Here is an 18,141-nt window from a genome sequence, read left to right as displayed (position 1 = left end):
GCTAGGCGTGACCGCCGGGTTTGGCTACGCTCAAGCCCTATCAGCACGCGGATACCGGGAACCCTGCGATGCCTCACTGGTTGGTCATTGATCTGGAAGCCACCACCGATGAGGGTGGTTGGCCCATAACGGAAATGGAAATCATCGAAATCGGTGCCACCCTGGTGGATCGCAAAGGCCGCGAGCTGGATTTCTTCCAGCGTTTCGTGCGCCCGTTGCGCCGCCCCCTGTTGACGCCGTTTTGCCGGGAGCTTACGCACATCACCCAGGCCAACATCGATGCCGCACAGCCTTTGGGTGAGGTCTGGCCATCGTTCGAGCGCTGGTTGGGCCAACACCACTCGCGGCTTGAAGGCTGGGTCAGCTGGGGCGACTACGATCGCAAGCAGTTGCTCCAGGAATGGCAACGTATGCCCTTCGACAGCGCTTTGAGCAACGTGCCGCACATGAACCTCAAGCAGCGCTTTGCCAAGGCCCGGCGCCTGGAACGCCCTCTGGGGCTCAATGGCGCCCTGCAACTGGCGGGATTGCAGTTCACCGGCCAGCAACACCGGGCGCTGGAAGACGCGCGCAATACCGCACGCCTGTTGCCGCTTGTCCTGCCGCTCTAGAGAGGTGACTCGGCCTTGGGCCTTGTGCATACTGGCCGGCCCTTTTAAGCCCTTTTCGAGGAATCGCCCATGTTTAAAGTCAACGAGTACTTCGACGGCACCGTCAAGTCGATCGCCTTTGGCACTGCCGAAGGTCCAGCGACCATCGGCGTCATGGCCCCGGGCGAATACGAATTCGGCACCAGCCAGCGTGAAATCATGCACGTGGTCTCCGGCGCCCTGACCGTCAAGCTGCCGGATAGCACCGATTGGGAAACCTTCGCCGCTGGCAGCCAGTTCAACGTGCCTGCCAACAGCAAGTTCCAGCTCAAAGTGGCGGTCGACACTGCCTACCTGTGCGAATACCGCGGCTAAAACCCCGGGATCGCTGCAAAAAAATGCCCGCGTCCATCGACACGGGCATTTTTCATTGAAGGGCGTTCATTCGAGGACGGTGACCGGCATGCCGACTTCGAGCTGGCCATTAGCGTCGTTGACCAGATTCTGTCCAAACATCGCACCATCGGCTTCGGTACGGTATTTCTGCAAGGTGGCAAAGGGTTCGCGGTCAGCGCTACGCTCGCCGGTATGCGGATCGACGGTTGTCATGATGCAGCGTGAACAGGGCTTGACCACACGGAACTCGACATTGCCGATGCGCAGGCGCTTCCAACCATCCTCGGCATATGCCTCGCTGCCCTCGATCACCAGGTTGGGCCGGAAACGCAGCATCTCCAGCGGGCGGCCGACGCGTTGCGACAGGTCGTCCAGCGACGCCTGGCCAATCAACAACAGCGGGAAGCCATCGGCGAAGGCGACCTGGTCGTCGTCCTTGCCATAGCCGGAGGCGGTGGTCCGGGCGCGATCCAGTGGCACCTGGACCAGGCGCGTCGGCTTGCCGATGAACCGACTGACCCAGGCACCCGCCGCGTCGCCGGCATCGGGCACGCGCAAGCTGTCACGCCAGATGGTCACGCCGCGCAGTTGAGCGTCACTGGCGGGCAAGGCGACATCGATCGGCGAATGGCCGGGCGCACTGAGGGTCAAGCCACCTTCGGCATTCCACAACGCCGACAGCTGGCTCATTTGCGCAACCGCGCGCTGGGTCAGGAAGCGCCCGCTGGCTTCATCCACCAGCATCCAGCGTCGATCACCGCCCAGGCCCAGCTTGTCGAGGCCGACCTGTTGCAGGATCTCGCCTTTGCCGGATTTCAACGGATAACGATACAGCGCGCTCAGACGCAACATGGCCAGCTCCCTGACGGACAAAAACGCCACCCTATACGAGCTTGATCGGCGAATCAAAGGTCCCGCATCGCAGCGATGGCGGCCTGACAGCCGCAAGAGATTGGTCGTCTGTTGTACCGCCATCGCTGGCAAGCCAGCTCCTACAGTTTGACCGGGGTACATCTGCCGGGTACGGCCGTGGAGTCAGGCCGGCACCACATCCCGCATCAAACGCTCACGCACCACATCAACCAGTTTGTCCGGCTGGAACTTGGAAAGGAAGTTGTCGCACCCAACCTTCTTCACCATCGAGTCGTTGAAGCTGCCGGACAGGGACGTGTGCAGCACCACATAAAGGCCGCGCAGGCGCGGATCGTTGCGGATTTCGGTGGTCAGGCGATAGCCGTCCATTTCCGGCATTTCCGCATCGGTGAACACCATCAGCAACTTGTCGGTCATGTTGACGCCGGTATCCGCCCAGGCTTTGAGCATGTTCAGGGCCTTCAAGCCATCGCTGGCGATGTGCATCTTCACGCCCAGTTGCCCCAGGGTATCGCGCAATTGCGCCAGTGCCACATTCGAGTCATCCACCAGCAGCACCTCGCGGCCACGGGCGCGCTCCAGCACCGGATCCTCGAGTTTTTCCCGGGAGACCTTGGCGCTGTAAGGCACGATTTCGGCGAGGACTTTCTCGACGTCGATGATCTCCACCAACTGATCATCGACCTTGCTGATAGCGGTCAGGTAATGTTGCCGACCGGCGCTGCTGGGCGGCGGCAGGATCGCTTCCCAGTTCATGTTGACGATGCGGTCCACCCCACCGACCAGGAAGGCCTGGACCGAACGGTTATACTCCGTGACGATGATCGTGCTGCCAGGGCCTGGCACCAGCGGACGCATGCCGATGGCCTGTGACAGGTCGATGACCGGCAGGGTCTGGCCGCGCAGATTGACCACGCCGCACACGAACGGGTGCCGCTGGGGCATCAGGGTCAGCTTCGGCAGTTGCAGGACTTCCTGCACCTTAAACACGTTGATCGCGAACAATTGCCGTCCGGCAAGCCGGAACATGAGAATTTCCAGGCGATTCTCACCCACAAGTTGCGTACGTTGGTCTACCGTATCGAGAATGCCGGCCATCAATGACTCCTGGGCTTGTTCGGATGAATTCACTAGGTAGAGGGTTATCGGCTGTTGTCGCCGGACCTTGACCCCTTGGCAAATGCCACGCTCGGGCATTGATGTCACATTAACATCATGCTTTACTGACCTTGTAATTTCATCTGCTGCATACTTTTCGCCGCGACCATTGTTTGCGCGTTTGGTTCCGCGATGTAAGGGATTCCCCTAGCCACAATCAGGTGCAACCTGATATTCGCAATATCCAATAGCCATTAATGTGACGCCATTCTCAGTGCATGAATGGAGTCGGGCATTTGTCTGCGATCGCAAACCTTTGGCCAGCCGCCCTTTCAAGCATCAAGCCCGCACTTGAGCCCTCCAGCGCGCGAACTCAAGACTTCGGGTTTACATCGTCCTCGTCGACACATTCGACACCCTCCTCATTTGCCATGACGTTGTGGAGATAAGCATGCCGAACAATCGTAAAGAGTGGGCAAAGCGTATTCCGGAGTTTCTGGTCGAGGCTGAAACACTTCTGGCCAGGACCGAGGAATGCCTGAGTCATCTGCAATTGATCAGCAATGACCCGGACGCCATTGACTGCATGCTCAGCACCCTGCTCAAACTGGCCTGCAAGGCGGATGCCCTCGCCCTCGCAGCCGTCTCAGAGTTTTCTTTGCACATTCATGATCTGCTCAATCACGCCCACAACCACATGGACCTGCACGACGAGGCCCTGGATGCGCTCAAGAATTGCCTGACGCTGATCGCCTGGCAACTTGAACTGATCGACCAGAACACCGGGCAACTCAGCCTCGATGAAGCTGAACAGACCTCCCTGATCGAAGCCTTCGCGTTTCAGGTCGGCCAGAGTCAATTCAGTCCTGCGGTTAATTCCAGGCCGTTCACCCTCATTCCTTATTCACAGCACCAGGCTTAACTTTGCGCAAGTACGTCCAGCTGCGCATATTCATGTCGCGTTTGAATACCTCATATCTGCCAGCGACACCTCAATACAAGTAACTACTGCTTGTACAAGTGTTCGCCCTGCACGACGTCATCAACATTCCTGCCCGTTATTTCCTGATTTCCCGGGCATCTATCACAGACGCGACCAACGGTATCCGAAGTGGTATTATGCCGCCCATTAGTTGACGTCAATTAACGGCGACGTGGTTGCAGACACTGCAGTTAATAATTTCAGGCCTAATTCTTATACAAGCCCCTGGTTTTCTTATACAAGAACCGTTGAAGTCGAAAGCTGACATAAAAAATCATCGATCTGTCAGCGAACATGACCGATCGGCCCGCAGCGAACATCCATTGGCTCCATCCGCTATGTACGCCAGCCTCAAGTCACTTGCCAAATGGCCACCCTCGCGAGATAACGCACGCCGGTTCACGCTATTGCTGTGTGCCGGCTCGACGCTCGGCAGCCTGCTGGTCTACAGCCTGTCCACGCGATTGCCACTGGGTCTGCTGGTGCTTGATCTTGCCGCGCTGGCCTGCGTCTGGGCGCAATACCGACTGTCGCGCAAGTCGATCAAGTTCCAACCCCAGGAGCTGGCCGAGCGGTTGCTGCAAGTCCAGGAAAACGAACGTCACCGCCTCAGTCGGGAATTGCACGACGACATCGGCCAGTTGCTGACCGCGGCAAAACTTCAAAGTGACTGGCTCAAGCGCAGGATGCCCGAAGACCTGCAGGGGCAATGCTCGGTGCTGTGCGACACGCTGGAAGAAACCCTCGCCAAGGTTCGCGATGTCTCGGCCATCCTCAATCCCCGACAACTGGCCAGCCTGGGGCTGGAAGCCAGCCTGCGGGCGCATTTGCTCAAGACGCTGGGCAACACACCGGTGCACTGGAGCCTGGAGTGCCATCAACGACTGACCGGTATCCCGGAAGAGATGGCAGTGGCGGCCTTTCGTATCACCCAGGAGGCCGTCACCAACATGCTGCGCCATGCCGATGCGCAAAACCTGCTGGTCTGCCTGCAGCGTTTGCCCCAGGGCCTGGCATTGATGATCAGTGATGATGGCCAGGGTTTCGCGCCAGCCACCGACCCGGGGCGTGAAGGGCAACGCGGCATGGCAGGGATGTCGGAACGGATCAAACAACTGGGCGGCACGCTGACCGTGACCAGCGAGCCAGACAAAGGTACCCGGATCGAAGCCCTCTTCCCATGGGCGCCCCGTGAATTCGAACGGGCCAGTACGAATAAGGTTATGCATTGACTTGTAACTTGCTTCTGGTGGATGACCACTCGCTGATCAGGGCTGGCGTGCGCGCCCTGGTGCTGGACCTTCCTGGCTACGCGGTCGTCGGCGAGGCCAACGATGGCTCGCAGCTGCTGGAAATGGTCCAGCGACTGTCCCCGGATATCGTGCTGCTGGATATTTCCATGAAGCAGACCGGCGGCCTCGAAGCCTTGCAACAGCTCAAGCGGGTTCGCCCGCAGAGCAAGGTGCTGATCCTGTCGATGCACACCGACCCGGCGCTCATCATGCAAGCCCTGGAATCGGGGGCCCATGGCTATCTGCTCAAGGACACCACGGCCACCGAACTGGAACACGCGCTGCAAGCCTTGCGTAACAATGAGCGCTATCTGAGCCCCGCCATCGCCCACACCGTGATCACCCAGGCATTGACCCGAACCCAGAAACAGGAGGCGACCCCGGCACACTCGCACAACCTGACGGCCCGTCAGCTGGAAATCCTGCGGTTGATCGTGCGTGGCAAATCCACCCGGGAAATCGCCAACGGCCTGGGCCTGAGCGTCAAGACCATTGAAACCCATCGCTCGCAAGTCATGAAGCGCTTGCAGATCTTTGACGTGGCCGGCCTGGTATTGTTTGCCGTGCGCGAGCAGATCATCAGTCTGGACGACTGACAGCTCCAGCCCCGCTCAACAATGGTGACTGCTCGGGCAAGTGCACCCACAACGCCGCCGGCCGAGCCGTGAACCGCAGGCTGTCACCTTCGAGCGGCTCTCCATCGAGGTTTATGTATAGGCCCTCCGACGCCTTGATCTCCACCCATGGCAGACGAGCCCGGACGAACATGCTATCGATTCCGAAGCCATCGGCCAGCAGGTTTTTCAAGGTGCCAACCAGTTCCTGCGGTGCCGGCAGAATGCTGATGTCGAGCATCCCGTCGTCAGCCAGGGCCTCTGGGCAGAGCACATGCCCACCACCCGCCTGCCGGCCATTGCCAATCCCTAACGCCAGCAACTCGCCACTCCAGTGGAAATCAGGTCCCTGCAACTCACCGTACGCCGCGTGCAACTCGCTGAACCGAGTCAGGCCGGTGAACAGATACGCCGCACCACCGAGGACCTTCTTCAGTTCTTCGGAGGTATTGGCCGTGACCTGGCTGCCAAATCCACCGGTGGCCATATTCAGGAATACCTGCCCACCGACTTCCCCCAGGTCGATGGCGCTGGGTGCAACGTCCAGAAGCGCCAGTGCCTGATCCGGCTCGAGCGGCACACCGGCAGCCCGGGCAAAATCGTTGGCGGTGCCCAGCGGCATCAGCACCAGGCTGGCCTGTTCTGACTGCCCGGCCATGGCTTCGGCAATATCGCGCAAGGTGCCGTCGCCGCCACCGGCAATGATCCGCCGATAACCCGCCTCCAGCGCTTCGCCCACCAGCCGCTGCGCGTCCCCGGCTTCCCAGGTCAGCCGAACGGCAAGCTCCCAGCCTTGTTCACGCTTGCCTTCGACGGCGGCTCGAACCTCTTCGTTGAGCGCCTGCTTGCCATGCAAAATCAACAGCGCCTTGCGTTCGCTCATTGTCGTCACTCCCATCATTGAAGGCATATGGGACATGTGACCTTGCCACCCTCCTGAAAAGTCGCAAAAAACTGAATTATTTACAGTTGAGCGCAATAAGGAGAATTTTCTTACAAAACATGAGGAATCGGCTCAATTGACCAGGAATGGCGATTGGTACACTTTTGTGTCAGCGGTTTTCAGTCATCAGCAGGACAGACACAAGGATGTGCAATGCAACCTCATGACATCAGGTCACCGGTGATTCCGCTGGTGCCGCTCGCAACCATACGGGCCAATCATCAAGCTGAACTTGTCAGCAACGTAAAACCCAGCGGAGAAGTGGATATGCAACCTCGCGTCAATGAGCATGAGACACACCTCGAAACCCTGCGAAGCGATCTGCAAAAAATTCGCGATGACATCAAGTCCATCCGGCACCGGCTTGCTTATTCGGCAGGCGGAACAGCCGTTGTCCTTGGGTTGCTGGGCTGGATTGCCAATAGCCGTTTTGATCAGGTCATCTCACTGCTGCTGGCCCATTGACTCGCCATGAAGGCAAACCCGGCTCGATCGACCGGGCTTGCGTAACCGCGCGGCGGCCAGATCAGCCCAACACTTCGCTCAGCGGGATGAAGTAGACGCTTTCACCTTCCACCAGCGTTCGTTCTTCCATGACCTCGACCAGACCATCGGCCCAGGCGGCGCTGCGCAGCACACCGGAACTCTGATTGCGGTAGATGATGGCCCGGCCATTTTCCAGGCGACCGCGCAGGTACTCCCGTCGATTGCCAGCTTTATGCCAGTCGAACCCTGCCGGCACTTGCACCTTCAGCGGCTCCACGTCCATGACACCCACGCGCCGCAGCAGGTACGGCCTTGCCAGCAAGGCAAAGGTCACCAGGGTCGAGGCTGGGTTGCCCGGCAAGCCGATCACCGGCACGCCACGAAAGTGCCCGAAGGTCAGGGGTTTTCCGGGTTTGATGGCGAGTTTCCACAGCGCCAGCTCTCCCTCTTCTCTCAGGGCCATGCCCAGGAAGTCGGCCTCACCCACCGATACGCCACCGGTCGAGAGAATCAGGTCGACATCCCCTAATTCGCCCAGGCGCGCACGCGTGGTATCCAGGTTATCCGGCAGAATCCCGGCGTCGATCACCTCGCAACCCAGGCGCTGCAACCAGCTGCAGAGCAACACACGGTTGCTGTTGTAGATCTGCCCTGGCCCCAGCGGCTGTCCCGGCTCGATCAGCTCATCCCCGGTGGACAGAACCGCCACGCGAACCTTGCGGATCACTTCCAGCTCTGCACACCCCAGCGAGGCTGCAAGGCCTTGCTCGATCGGCCCCAGCCGTGTGCCCGCAGGCAGGATCAGTTCGCCAACGGTGGTTTCCTGTCCTTGTGGGCGAATGTTCTGCCCGATGACCAGGGTTTCTGTGAAACGTACACGTCCATCCCCCTGGACTTCGGCGTTCTCCTGCATCTCGACGCAATCGGCACCCGGCGGAACAGGTGCGCCGGTGAAGATTCGTGCACAGGTGCCCGGCGTCAACGCTTCAGGTGCCTGACCGGCAAACACTCGCTGACTGACCACCAGCGGTTCTGCGTTCCAGTCAGCCACGCGCAAGGCATAACCATCCATCGCGCTATTGGGCCACGGCGGCAGATCGAGGGTCGACAGCAGATCGTCGGCCAGCACCCGACCCTGGACCTGCGCCAACGGCAAACGCTCGCGCTCGACAATCCGTGACGCATCGGCCATTTCCAGCAAACGCGCCAGGGCCACCTCGACCGGCATCAGGGCACCGGTCTTGCCCGGCTTACCCGCGGGATTCACAGGGTGCCGCCTGTTTCAGGTGAGTCACGAAATTGCACGGGCGGTGACGCGAATCCAGCTGTTCGCCAAGAATGCCATCCCAGCCGGTGCGAACGGCATTGGTCGACCCCGGCAGGCAGCACACCAGCGTGCCGTTGGCGAGGCCGGCCAGGGCGCGGGACTGGACGGTCGATGTGCCGATGTCCGCCACCGATATCTGGCGGAACAATTCACCAAAACCATCGACTTGTTTGTCGAGCAGGCAGCTCACCGCTTCCGGCGTGCTGTCGCGACCGGTGAAACCGGTGCCGCCGGTGATCAGCACCACCTGTACGACCTCGTCGGCAATCCAGTTGGCAACTTGCGCGCGAATCTTGTAGAGGTCATCTTTGAGCAAGACCCGGCAGGCCAGGTTGTGTCCGGCAGCCGTCAGGCGGTCAACGAAGAGCTGGCCTGAGGTATCGGTTTCCAGGGTACGGGTATCGCTGACCGTCAGCACCGCGATGTTGAGCGGCGCGAAAGGTACATCAGCCTTGGCTTTCATAGGCTCGTCCAGTTGTAGGAGAAACAGCCCGGTGTTATATCACAGCGACCCCATTTTTCGCCGCCCCCATGGAGGCCTGCCATGACTTCCAACCCAGCGTTGCCACCCTGCTCCATTTTGCTCCTGGCAGGCGGCCGCGGCCAGCGCATGGGCGGCCAGGACAAGGGATTGCTGGAATGGCACGGCGAGCCGCTGATTGCGCATCTGCATCGCAAGACACGCGCGCTGAGTGATGACTTGATCGTCTCGTGCAACAGGAACCTGGAAAAATACGCGCCCTACGCCGATCAATTGGTCCATGACGACGAAGGCGACTTTCCGGGGCCCTTGGCGGGCATTCGTGCAGGTCTCAAAGCGGCCCGTCACAATCATCTGCTAGTCTTGCCTTGTGATGTCCCGCGCATTGACCAGGCACTGCTAAGCAGCATGCGCGAAGCCGCCAGCCAGCATCCAGACCAACCCTTGATGCTGCGCCATGACGGCCACTGGGAGCCGTTGCTGTGCATTATTCCAGTGGCACTGCGCGCTGAATTCGAAACGGCCTGGAAGGAGGGTGAACGTAGCCCGGGTCGACTGATGCGCCAGCTGGGTGCTACTGCGTTGCAGTGCCCCGACAATGATCCGCGCCTGGCAAACCTCAATACGCCCGAACTGTTAAGCACGCCAGACACTGTGTCAGACTGAATACCAAGGAACTTGCGCGCGCTGTTTACGTCTCAAGCCCAGCAACCAAAAGAATTTATTTACGGAGACACTTCCATGACTCAACGGACCCTGGCCACTTTCATGCTCGCACTGGGCCTCGCTACCCTCGCCGGTTGCGCATCGCCTACCGTGATCACCTTGAATGACGGTCGCGAAATCCAGGCCGTCGACACGCCAAACTACGACGACGAATCGGGCTTCTACGAATTCGAGCAACTAGATGGCAAGCAGACCCGCATCAACAAGGATCAGGTTCGTACCGTCAAAGAGTTGTAATCTTCGCGGCGACACCGGATACACGAAAATGCCCCGACTCGTCGGGGCATTTTTTTGCCTCTGGAAAACCCGCGCTAGGGGTTCGGCTCATTGTTCAGTTTATCCGCGCGGGCCAGTGCCTGCGTGGCTTCGGTGATGCATTTCTTGTCGTCGTTGGCGGCCCGCGCCGCTTCAGCGCTGGCCTGCATCCGCTTGATTTCCATGGTGGTGTTTTCGGACGTGGCGGGCAGGCTGGTGACCTTGTCCTTGAGTTCCTGGAGCTTGATGGTGCACAGGTCGTTGTCTGCGGCGAATACGGAAGAGGCCAACAGGGCGCTGCAAATCAACATTCCAGCGAAAACGGTACGTTTCATGAATATCTCCTTGCATGGGAGGTATCGAACGCCACGTGCGTGGCGCCTGATCAAAAGACTGCAAACCCGGGCATAAATTCGTTTTTTCTGCAGGCCCCGCTCACCACTGCAACGTGATTGCGCTCTCGAACTCCCGGCTCTCGCCGGACACCGGGTCCACGAATTTCAGCCCCTGGGCCAGCAATTTCAGCGGGTTGGCATAGTCATCCACCACGTCCTTGAGCACCTCGGGATAAAACGGGTCGTTGCAGATGCTGGCGCCCAACGCGGTCATGTGCACCCGCAACTGATGTTTCTTGCCCGTCACCGGATAAAGCCCATAACGCCAGAGCTCACCGTTCTTTTCCCGGACTTCGACAGCCGTCTCGGTGTTGCTCGCGCCCGGACCTTCCTGCATGCAGAAGAACGGCTCGCCTTCGATCAATCGGCTTTTATGGACCAATGGAAAATTCAGCTCGGGCAATGCCGGGGCAATGGCTTCGTAGCGCTTTTCGATCTGCCGCGAAGGAAACAGCGACTGATAGGCCGAACGACTCTGCGGGTTGGCGGAAAACAGCACCAACCCCGCCGTGTGCCGGTCAATCCGATGCAACGGCACCAGGTGAGGGTTATCCAGGCGACGGATAAGTCGGCGCAACAAGGTCTGTTCGACGTATTCGCCCGCCGGGGTCACGGGTAGAAAATGGGGTTTGTCCGCCACCACCAGATGCTCATCCGCGTACAGGATCGACTCGACCCCCGGGATCGGTTTTTCATCCGGCACTTCGCGAAAATAGTGAATCCGCAGGCCTTCCCTGTAAGGCAGGTCAAGGGCAATTGGCGCGCCTTGTCCATCGAGGACGCGACCGCGAGCGATTCTGTCCAGCCATTGTTCACGACTGATGGCGCTGAAGTGCTCGCACAGGCAATCGAAAACGGTCTGCCACGGGCCAGGCGGCAAGTACAGTGTGCTGGCCTGGCTGCGTGCAGCAGAAAATGATGAAGTGGACATACAAAAGCTCTTACCTTGAATGCAGAGCGGCATTATCCAACAGCGGCGCGAACGAACCTAGCGCAGAATCCTCACGCCGGTATTGGCGCGCGCCCGGCTGCCTCGGTGTATTCCTTGAGCCAGCGCAGCACGTCGACTGCCTCCCAGCGAACGGGGTCATAGAGCGCGTACAACAAACCCTGGTAACCCACGACATCCAGTTGGCGGTGATAGCCCGCGCGCTGGAACAAGGCTTCGATTTCGGCAAAACAGGTATTGAAATGCAGCTTGTTGAAGGGTGTTTTACCCTCCGTTACCAGGCCGTCCAGGCGCAACTCGGCGACGGCTTCGCGTACCACCTGCGCCGACATGCGATTAACGCTGCTCTTCAACTGTTCGACATTGACCACGACTCGTCCCTCTCACGCCCGGAACTGCCCCGCTCAAAGCCAAAAACAATGGCAGCAAGACAGCAACCCGAATAACTGTATGCGCATACAGTATCCGAATTGCGTCGATTAAGCCAAGGGGATCGCGCCTGAAGTTCGACGGGCGGACCCTGTCCGCCCGCACAATCGTCAGCGCAGGAAGGCAACCACGTCGTCGGCACTGAAGGGCCAACCCAGTTCCGCGCCGGTATCGACCCGACGCAACACCGGAATCCGCAGGCTGTAGGCTTCATACCATGTTTCGTCGTCAGCGATGTCCACCAGCTCCACCAGCAAGCCACGCTCGACAAACTCCATCAACATGGCTTCGGCCACTTCACAGAGATGACACCCGAGAGTGCCGAACAGCTGACATTCAGGAAGCATGAGCGCTCTACCAAAAATTTGAGTGCCTATTCTAGGCCTGCCCCGAAATGCCGTCGAGCCAATGAACCAAGGCTAATCCTGGCTGACGGCGCCGATCTTGTGCACCGACAAGTCCGCGCCGTAATACTCTTCTTCCTGGCTCAGGCGCAAACCATGGCACGCCTTGATCACGCCATACACCGTAAAGCCACCGGCCAGCGCCACCATCACTCCCAGTGCCGTGCCGATCAACTGGCTGACGATGCTCACGCCGCCCAAGCCGCCCAGTGCCGACTGGCCGAAGACGCCGCACGCTATCCCGCCCCAGGCGCCACACAAACCGTGCAGCGGCCAGACGCCCAGCACGTCATCGATGTGCCATTTGCCTTGCGCGGCCGTAAAGCACCAGACAAACAGCGCCCCGGCGATGGCACCGGTGACCAGCGCACCCACCGGGTGCATCAGGTCGGAGCCGGCACAGATCGCCACCAGGCCGGCCAGCGGCCCGTTGTGTAGAAAGCCCGGGTCTTTGCGCCCGACGATCAGCGCCGCCATCGTGCCGCCAACCATGGCCATCAGCGAGTTCACCGCTACCAGCCCACTGACCCCTTGCAGGGTTTGCGCACTCATCACGTTGAAGCCGAACCAGCCGACGATGAGAATCCACGAGCCCAACGCCAGGAACGGAATGCTCGAAGGCGCGAATGCCACCAGCCGCCCTTCGCGATATCGCCCATTGCGTGGCCCAAGCAACAGCACCGCCGCCAGCGCCAGCCATCCGCCCATGGCGTGAACGACAACTGAACCGGCGAAGTCATGGAAGCTGGCGCCAAAGCGCTCCAGCAGCCAGGCCTGCAGCCCCAGGTTGCCGTTCCAGATCATGCCCTCGAAGAAGGGATAGATGAACGCCACGATCAACGCTGTCGCGCACAATTGCGGAACGAACCGGGCGCGCTCGGCGATGCCACCGGAAATGATCGCCGGGATCGCCGCGGCAAAGGTCAGCAGGAAGAAGAATTTCACCAGGCCATAGCCGTGATCGGCGTTGATCACGGCCGCCGGTTGCATAAAGGTGACCCCGTAGGAAATCCAATAGCCTATAAAGAAGTAAGCCAGGGTCGAAACGGCGAAGTCGCTGAGGATTTTCGACAAGGCGTTTACCTGGTTTTTTTGCCGGACCGTCCCGACTTCCAGGAAGGCGAAGCCGGCGTGCATGGCCAGCACCATGACCGCACCGATCAGGATAAACAACGTGTTGGAGCTATGGACCAGGGTGTCCACAGCGCTTTGCAGATTTTCCATGGATTTGGCAGACCTTAAGGCTGAAAAAAGCACCAAAGCAGTTCGCGCGGGCAATCCATGCACCAAGTTGAGACTTGTCGATGCGAGCAGGTCTCTCCCGATGAACCGTTTTGACGCACAGGGTTCATCAAGGCCAATCACGACCGGGACATTTGCGCGGGTTTTGATTGTTTGAGTTAAGGTTTTACTGGAATCTTGCCCAGCAACAGCGCAACGGCGCGGGCAGACGCACCACGACATAGCAAAAGTTGTACCAGTCATTTGTACTGAACCTTCGCACAAGGCTCATACTCGAACGATTCAGACGCCACTTATGGAGATCACCAATGGCCAGCATCAAGGCAAAGACTGCTCAAGAAATCCTGATGAGCGATTTTCAGACACTGGTCATCGATACCGAACGGTTGCTGGAACACACCGCGTCCCTGGCCGGTGACCAGGCCGATGAATTGCGCGACCAGATCCACGACAGTCTGCTGCGTGCACGGGAAACCCTGAAATTGACTGAAGACTCCCTGCGTGAACGCGGCAAGGCTGCCGTGACCGCCACCGAGGACTATGTCCAGGCCAACCCATGGCAATCGGTGGGTATTGCTGCTGGTGTGGGTTTCCTCATTGGCTTGCTGGCAACCCGGCGCTGATCATGGCGATCGATGAAATCGGCACGTCCGAGCCGGGCGCAGGTACCTCGTCGCGACGCCTGGGCGCCGCGGTTCTCGGGTTGCTGCACAGTCACGTCGAACTGTTCGGCATCGAATTGCAGGAGCAAAAAGCCCGCACCGTAAGCCTGTTGCTGTTTGCGGGCCTGGCGCTGGTGTTCGCGTTATTGCTGTTGGTGGGATTGTCGACGCTGGTATTGATCGTGTTCTGGGACACCTATCGCCTGCCCGCCATCATCTCGCTCTGCGTGTTCTACACCCTTGCGTGCGTGTTCTGCGGGATACGCCTGAGAGCGGCAATCTTCGATGAGTCCTCGCCCTTCCATGGCACTTTGGAAGAACTGGCCAATGATCGGGAGCGCCTGCTGCCATGAACCTGCCTGAACTGCCACGAAACAGCTCACGCACGGAAATGCGCAAGGCACTGATCCGCCTGCGCATGGAAATGCATCGCCAGGAAATCCGCCACGAATCCCGGCAGCTGCTGCAACCCCTGCATCGGCTGCGTGGCATGAGCCAGAACTTGCACGAAGGGTTCGGCATCAAGCATGCACCGCTGTGGGGCGTGGCGGCCGTCACCCTGCTGGGTTTCCTGACCGGCAAGGGCACCAGGAGCGGCGCAGGCCTGGGCAGCCTGACCCGACTGATCCGCCTGGGCACCACCCTGGGGCCTCTGGTCAAGCTGGTGTTGCAAGGCTCTTCGCGTAAACCCTGACCCTGTCAGTATCTGGCTACATTCTTGCAGTACACAAGGGATTGAACCTCTCCATCGAGCGGTTCAATCCTGCGTGCCTACCCGGTGACCAGGCTTTATCCAAAAACAAGATCCATCCAAGGAGGCCTTGTGATCGACGGGCAACCGCTCGCCTGCTTTCAGCCGTTCATCGATACCGCCACCGGCCGTATCGCCGGCGTCGAAGCCCTGGGTCGACTGCGTCGGGCCGACGGCCAACTCGCTTCGGTGGGGCCGCTGTTCGCCGATCCCCGCACCAACGCCATTGCCCTGCGCCGCCTGGACCGTCAGCTGCGTGATAACGCGCTGGGTCGCTTGCATGAAGCGCCGGATGACTGGTTTCTCAGCCTGAACATTTCCCCACGCTGGATCAGCCGCTTGCGCCCGGATCAACCGTTACCGAGCCTCGGACAGCTGCAAAAGCACGGTGTAGACCCGCAGCGCATCGTTTTCGAGATTACTGAACTGGGTGGCGACATCCAGCGCCTGGCACAAGTGGTGACGCGTTACCGGCAAGCCGGCGCACGGATTGCCATCGATGATTTCGGCGCCGGCTATTCCCAGCTCGATAGGGTGCTGGCGCTGCAACCGGACATCCTCAAACTCGACATGCGCCTGTTCCAGGCAGCGGCGCTGGGCGGGCCCAGCAGTGACGTGGTCAAGGCCCTGGCACAGATGGCGGAAAAGACCGGATGCTGGATCATTGCCGAAGGCGTGGAAACCGATGCGCAACTGAATTTTGCCCTGGAGTGCGGTTCACGTTATGTCCAGGGTTTTCTGTTTGCCGGGGCACACGCGGATTTCTTTGCCGCTGACGCCTTCGTCGAGCGTTTTGCCCAGCTGCGTCAGCGCTATGTGCAGCAAAAGCTGGCCGAGCGCGGACGGCTGATGATCATGCGCCAGCAACTGGGCGAACTGATGGCGATCCTGCAGACCTGGGCACAGGCTTGCGCGCCCCTGAGTGCCCTGCCACAACTGGATGCCTTTCCATGGCTGCTGCGTTTCTATCAGTGCGACCGTCACGGCACGCAGTTGACGCCCAACCTGGAATGGCGCAATAACGGCTGGGTCGCCGATAACCGCTACCTGGGCCATAACTGGTCGTGGCGGCCGTATTTTTATCACCTGCTGGCCCAGGGTTGGGAAGAGCCGCAGCTGACCCTGTCCACTACCTATCGCGACGCCACCAGCAATCAGTACTGCCTCACCGCCGGGCAATTTTTCGACAACGGCGAACGCCTGCTGCTCATCGATATCGATGCGGTCGGGCTGTAGTGACACTTGCAGGTACCGTTGCGAACCGGGAAGCTAGTCAATCAGTCACCTGACGGAGCGACCCAGCCTTGGATTGGCCTACCCTGCTTACCCGCGAACGCCTTGGAAAGCCCCTGCACAGCCCGGAAGAACTCGGCCGCAGCCCTTTTCACAAAGACCATGACCGAATCATTTTCTCCGGGGCGTTCCGGCGTCTGGGGCGCAAGACCCAAGTTCATCCCGTGCACAGCAACGACCATATCCACACGCGCCTGACCCATTCGCTGGAAGTCAGTTGCGTCGGCCGCTCATTGGGTATGCGCGTCGGCGAAACCATTCGCAGCGCCCTGCCCGACTGGTGTGATCCCAGTGACCTGGGGATGGTGGTGCAATCGGCCTGCCTGGCCCATGACATTGGCAATCCACCTTTCGGCCATTCCGGCGAAGACGCGATTCGGCACTGGTTCCAGCAAGCCGCGGGACGGGGCTGGCTGGACGCGATGAGCGAAGCGCAACGCAATGACTTCCTCAACTTCGAAGGCAACGCCCAAGGCTTTCGGGTACTGACCCAGCTTGAATATCACCAGTTCGACGGTGGTACCCGGCTGACCTATGCCACCCTGGGCACTTACCTGAAGTATCCATGGACCGCCCGGCACGCCGACTCGCTGGGGTACAAGAAACACAAATTCGGTTGTTACCAGAGCGAACTGCCGCTGCTCGAGCAGATAGCGCAGAAACTCGGCTTGCCGCAGCTTGAGGAGCAGCGCTGGGCGCGCCATCCGCTGGTGTACCTGATGGAGGCCGCCGATGACATCTGCTACGCATTGATTGACCTGGAAGACGGCCTGGAAATGGATTTGCTGGAGTATGCCGAAGTCGAGTCACTGTTACTGGACCTGGTGGGCGACGATCTGCCGCAAACCTATCGCCTGCTCGGCCCGCAGGATTCGCGGCGGCGCAAACTGGCGATCCTGCGCGGCAAGGCCATCGAACACCTGACCAATGCCGCGGCCCGCGCCTTTGTCGAGCAACAGGACGCGCTGTTGGCCGGCACCCTTGCTGGCGACCTGGTGGAGCACATGCACGGCCCGGCCAAACGCTGCGTCCTCAACGCAAAGGACATGGCGCGGCAGAAAATCTTCCAGGACAAGCGCAAGACCCTGCATGAGATCGGTGCCTATACCACCCTGGAAATTCTGCTCAACGCTTTCTGCGGTGCCGCACTGGAGCAACACAACGGACGAACGCCATCCTTCAAGAGCCGGCGGGTTCTCGACCTGCTGGGCAACAATGCACCTGATCCGAATGGTCCTCTGCACAACTCGTTCCTGCGCATGATCGATTTCATCGCCGGCATGACCGACAGCTATGCCAGCCACATGGCCCTGGAAATGACCGGTCGCTCCAGTCACTGACGACAGTCGGTTGATCAGCCATTACCCCCTCGGTAATGGCCGATCAGTCCTGAAAGTCCAAAAACATTCAAGCAACGCCGAATCCCCCTACAGCACCTGTCGAGTGCACTGATCGAACGCGCGCAGTAGCTGGGAAACAATCACGCCTATCGGTTCCGACAGAAGAAGCGTGAACAATATGAACAACGACAATCTGCGCATCATGTTGGTGGAAGACCATCCGTTTCAGCTCAGGGCCACTCAATGTCTACTTGAAAGTTACGGCTTCACTGATTTGTCCACCAGCGACTGTGCCAGAGAGGCCTTGCAACACATGGTCAGGGCAGAGCAACCCTTCGATATCCTGTTATGCGACCAATGCCTGCCCGAAATTTCTGGTATTGAGTTGATAAAAATTGCCAGTCACCAGGGGATGATCAGGCAAGCAATACTCTTAAGTAGCCTGACACCCCTTGAATTGGGCGAACTTGAAAACCTGGCAACTCTCAACGGACTGCCATTACTTGGCTATTTAATAAAACCCTTAAAACAGTGTGAGCTGAGACAGTTATTGAAATTGATTCCACCCCCTGCAACCGAGCGCCTGTAAAAAGTCTGCAACCCACCTGTCACT

At 59.4% G+C, this 18,141-nt stretch carries 24 protein-coding genes; 14 read left to right on the top strand and 10 right to left on the bottom strand.

Annotated elements, in window-relative coordinates; all coding sequences use genetic code 11:
- The first annotated feature begins 68 nt into the window (after positions 1-68).
- Both ACYP2Q_RS15800 and ppnP read left to right on the top strand, forming a co-directional pair.
- On the top strand, positions 69-611 hold the full coding sequence (locus ACYP2Q_RS15800) for a 3'-5' exonuclease (RefSeq protein WP_459731296.1): 543 nt from the start codon (positions 69-71) through the stop codon (positions 609-611).
- Positions 612-680: 69 nt separating this feature from the next.
- On the top strand, positions 681-965 hold the full coding sequence (ppnP, locus tag ACYP2Q_RS15795) for a pyrimidine/purine nucleoside phosphorylase (RefSeq protein WP_045058110.1): 285 nt from the start codon (positions 681-683) through the stop codon (positions 963-965).
- A 66-nt stretch (positions 966-1,031) separates the two neighbouring features.
- Here ppnP and ACYP2Q_RS15790 read toward each other — a convergent pair whose 3' ends face one another.
- Both ACYP2Q_RS15790 and ACYP2Q_RS15785 read right to left on the bottom strand, forming a co-directional pair.
- A complete protein-coding gene (locus tag ACYP2Q_RS15790) occupies positions 1,032-1,838 on the bottom strand; it encodes an MOSC domain-containing protein (protein ID WP_459731295.1) in 807 nt (268 codons plus the stop codon).
- A 183-nt stretch (positions 1,839-2,021) separates the two neighbouring features.
- The gene (locus ACYP2Q_RS15785) at positions 2,022-2,957 is read right to left on the bottom strand and encodes a chemotaxis protein CheV (RefSeq protein ID WP_459731294.1); all 936 of its coding nucleotides are present in this window, start codon (positions 2,955-2,957) and stop codon (positions 2,022-2,024) included.
- A 451-nt stretch (positions 2,958-3,408) separates the two neighbouring features.
- Here ACYP2Q_RS15785 and ACYP2Q_RS15780 point away from each other — a divergent pair, with 451 nt between their 5' ends.
- The 3 genes from ACYP2Q_RS15780 to ACYP2Q_RS15770 all read left to right on the top strand — a co-directional run bounded on the left by ACYP2Q_RS15780 (position 3,409) and on the right by ACYP2Q_RS15770 (position 5,827).
- Positions 3,409-3,879: a hypothetical protein gene (locus tag ACYP2Q_RS15780; protein WP_459731293.1), complete on the top strand. Its 471-nt coding sequence runs from the start codon at positions 3,409-3,411 to the stop codon at positions 3,877-3,879.
- A 398-nt stretch (positions 3,880-4,277) separates the two neighbouring features.
- Positions 4,278-5,171: a sensor histidine kinase gene (locus ACYP2Q_RS15775; RefSeq protein ID WP_459731435.1), complete on the top strand. Its 894-nt coding sequence runs from the start codon at positions 4,278-4,280 to the stop codon at positions 5,169-5,171.
- Positions 5,168-5,827 (top strand): response regulator, encoded by a 660-nt coding sequence (locus ACYP2Q_RS15770; RefSeq protein ID WP_459731292.1) that lies wholly within the window; start codon positions 5,168-5,170, stop codon positions 5,825-5,827. Before ACYP2Q_RS15775 ends, ACYP2Q_RS15770 begins: the two co-directional genes overlap by 4 nt.
- Here the strand turns inward: ACYP2Q_RS15770 and yegS are convergent.
- The gene (gene yegS, locus ACYP2Q_RS15765; RefSeq protein WP_459731291.1) at positions 5,811-6,728 is read right to left on the bottom strand and encodes a lipid kinase YegS; all 918 of its coding nucleotides are present in this window, start codon (positions 6,726-6,728) and stop codon (positions 5,811-5,813) included. The genes ACYP2Q_RS15770 and yegS overlap by 17 nt on opposite strands.
- A gap of 213 nt (positions 6,729-6,941) precedes the next feature.
- Between yegS and ACYP2Q_RS15760 the strand changes: the two genes are divergently transcribed.
- Positions 6,942-7,253, top strand: a complete 312-nt coding sequence (locus ACYP2Q_RS15760; protein WP_459731290.1) for a hypothetical protein — start codon at positions 6,942-6,944, stop codon at positions 7,251-7,253.
- A 61-nt stretch (positions 7,254-7,314) separates the two neighbouring features.
- Here ACYP2Q_RS15760 and ACYP2Q_RS15755 read toward each other — a convergent pair whose 3' ends face one another.
- Entirely contained in the window at positions 7,315-8,502 is a 1,188-nt protein-coding gene (locus ACYP2Q_RS15755) for a molybdopterin molybdotransferase MoeA (RefSeq protein WP_459731434.1), read from the bottom strand.
- A gap of 22 nt (positions 8,503-8,524) precedes the next feature.
- The gene (gene moaB / locus ACYP2Q_RS15750) at positions 8,525-9,064 is read right to left on the bottom strand and encodes a molybdenum cofactor biosynthesis protein B (protein WP_008055114.1); all 540 of its coding nucleotides are present in this window, start codon (positions 9,062-9,064) and stop codon (positions 8,525-8,527) included.
- Between the two features lie 81 nt (positions 9,065-9,145).
- On the opposite strand from moaB, the gene mobA reads away from it, so the two are divergent.
- Positions 9,146-9,748 (top strand): molybdenum cofactor guanylyltransferase MobA, encoded by a 603-nt coding sequence (gene mobA, locus ACYP2Q_RS15745; RefSeq protein WP_459731289.1) that lies wholly within the window; start codon positions 9,146-9,148, stop codon positions 9,746-9,748.
- Positions 9,749-9,823: 75 nt separating this feature from the next.
- Positions 9,824-10,045 carry a YgdI/YgdR family lipoprotein gene (locus tag ACYP2Q_RS15740; protein WP_046816110.1) on the top strand — a complete coding sequence of 74 codons (222 nt, stop codon included), beginning with the start codon at positions 9,824-9,826 and terminating at the stop codon, positions 10,043-10,045.
- A gap of 74 nt (positions 10,046-10,119) precedes the next feature.
- On the opposite strand, the gene ACYP2Q_RS15735 is transcribed toward ACYP2Q_RS15740, so the two are convergent.
- The 5 genes from ACYP2Q_RS15735 to ACYP2Q_RS15715 form a co-directional block, all read right to left on the bottom strand.
- A complete protein-coding gene (locus ACYP2Q_RS15735) occupies positions 10,120-10,398 on the bottom strand; it encodes a hypothetical protein (RefSeq protein ID WP_459731287.1) in 279 nt (92 codons plus the stop codon).
- Positions 10,399-10,498: 100 nt separating this feature from the next.
- Positions 10,499-11,389: a pseudouridine synthase gene (locus ACYP2Q_RS15730; RefSeq protein WP_459731286.1), complete on the bottom strand. Its 891-nt coding sequence runs from the start codon at positions 11,387-11,389 to the stop codon at positions 10,499-10,501.
- A 71-nt stretch (positions 11,390-11,460) separates the two neighbouring features.
- Entirely contained in the window at positions 11,461-11,778 is a 318-nt protein-coding gene (locus tag ACYP2Q_RS15725) for a transcriptional regulator (protein ID WP_459731285.1), read from the bottom strand.
- 168 nt (positions 11,779-11,946) lie between these two features.
- Positions 11,947-12,183: a glutaredoxin family protein gene (locus ACYP2Q_RS15720; RefSeq protein ID WP_459731284.1), complete on the bottom strand. Its 237-nt coding sequence runs from the start codon at positions 12,181-12,183 to the stop codon at positions 11,947-11,949.
- Positions 12,184-12,255: 72 nt separating this feature from the next.
- Complete coding sequence (locus ACYP2Q_RS15715) at positions 12,256-13,464, bottom strand: ammonium transporter (protein ID WP_459731283.1); 1,209 nt, start codon at positions 13,462-13,464, stop codon at positions 12,256-12,258.
- 326 nt (positions 13,465-13,790) lie between these two features.
- Here ACYP2Q_RS15715 and ACYP2Q_RS15710 point away from each other — a divergent pair, with 326 nt between their 5' ends.
- From ACYP2Q_RS15710 to ACYP2Q_RS15685, 6 genes are all read left to right on the top strand, one after another.
- On the top strand, positions 13,791-14,105 hold the full coding sequence (locus ACYP2Q_RS15710; RefSeq protein WP_459731282.1) for an ElaB/YgaM/YqjD family protein: 315 nt from the start codon (positions 13,791-13,793) through the stop codon (positions 14,103-14,105).
- Positions 14,106-14,107: 2 nt separating this feature from the next.
- On the top strand, positions 14,108-14,497 hold the full coding sequence (locus tag ACYP2Q_RS15705; protein WP_459731280.1) for a phage holin family protein: 390 nt from the start codon (positions 14,108-14,110) through the stop codon (positions 14,495-14,497).
- Positions 14,494-14,838 (top strand): hypothetical protein, encoded by a 345-nt coding sequence (locus ACYP2Q_RS15700; RefSeq protein ID WP_459731279.1) that lies wholly within the window; start codon positions 14,494-14,496, stop codon positions 14,836-14,838. Before ACYP2Q_RS15705 ends, ACYP2Q_RS15700 begins: the two co-directional genes overlap by 4 nt.
- A gap of 129 nt (positions 14,839-14,967) precedes the next feature.
- Positions 14,968-16,131 (top strand): EAL domain-containing protein, encoded by a 1,164-nt coding sequence (locus tag ACYP2Q_RS15695; protein WP_459731277.1) that lies wholly within the window; start codon positions 14,968-14,970, stop codon positions 16,129-16,131.
- A gap of 68 nt (positions 16,132-16,199) precedes the next feature.
- Positions 16,200-17,528 (top strand): deoxyguanosinetriphosphate triphosphohydrolase, encoded by a 1,329-nt coding sequence (locus ACYP2Q_RS15690; protein ID WP_274073093.1) that lies wholly within the window; start codon positions 16,200-16,202, stop codon positions 17,526-17,528.
- Positions 17,529-17,706: 178 nt separating this feature from the next.
- Entirely contained in the window at positions 17,707-18,117 is a 411-nt protein-coding gene (locus ACYP2Q_RS15685; protein ID WP_459731276.1) for a response regulator, read from the top strand.
- Positions 18,118-18,141: the final 24 nt, after the last annotated feature.

It is taken from the genome of Pseudomonas sp. MHK4 (assembly GCF_054600775.1).
Note: the sequence above shows the minus strand (reverse complement) of the source record. Positions and strands in the feature narration are given on the sequence as shown.